The following is a 605-nucleotide window of genomic DNA, read 5'->3' as shown; positions in this document are numbered from 1 at the left end:
CCGCAGCGGGCGGCCGCTGCGGCGCGGCTGGAAGGGCTGCGCGCTGCGCTGCCGGCGTTGCACCAGGCCCTGCGCGAGCGGCTGGCGCAGTGGGCGCAGGCCGCCTGAGGCCATCGGCGGGCTGCTATCTTCGGGCCGCGCCGCGCACCCCTTCCGGTGGCGCGGCCCAGTCTTGCCAGGATCCCATCCATGCCCCAGTCCCCGAACGACCAGCCCACGCCCCAGTCCCTCACCGTGCACGAGCAATCGCGCGTGCTGGAAGTGATGTTCTCCGACGGCGCGCAGTTTCGCATTCCCTTCGAGCTGCTGCGCGTGTACTCGCCCTCCGCCGAGGTGCAGGGCCACGGGCCCGGCCAGGAGGTGCTGCAGACCGGCAAGCGCCAAGTCACCCTGGTGCAGCTCGAGCCCGTGGGTCACTACGCCGTGCGCCCGACCTTCTCCGACGGGCACGACAGCGGCATCTACACCTGGGCCTACCTGTACGAGCTCGGGCGCGACCAGCAGCAGCTGATGCGCGAGTACGAGCGCCGCCTGGCGGAGGCGGGCGCCGACCGCGACGCGCCCATGGCGGGCCGCGCGGCGTCCGGCGGGCACGGCTGCGGCAG

General features: G+C 74.0%; 1 protein-coding gene. It reads left to right on the top strand.

The window, feature by feature from the left end; genetic code table 11:
- Window positions 1-189: 189 nt before the first annotated feature.
- Window positions 190-605 (top strand): gamma-butyrobetaine hydroxylase family protein (locus tag A612_RS14725; protein ID WP_019375208.1); only part of this gene is annotated, 416 nt, incomplete at its 3' end.

It is taken from the genome of Melaminivora alkalimesophila (assembly GCF_000282995.1).
In the GTDB taxonomy this organism is placed as follows: domain Bacteria; phylum Pseudomonadota; class Gammaproteobacteria; order Burkholderiales; family Burkholderiaceae_C; genus Melaminivora; species Melaminivora alkalimesophila.
Note: the sequence above shows the minus strand (reverse complement) of the source record. Positions and strands in the feature narration are given on the sequence as shown.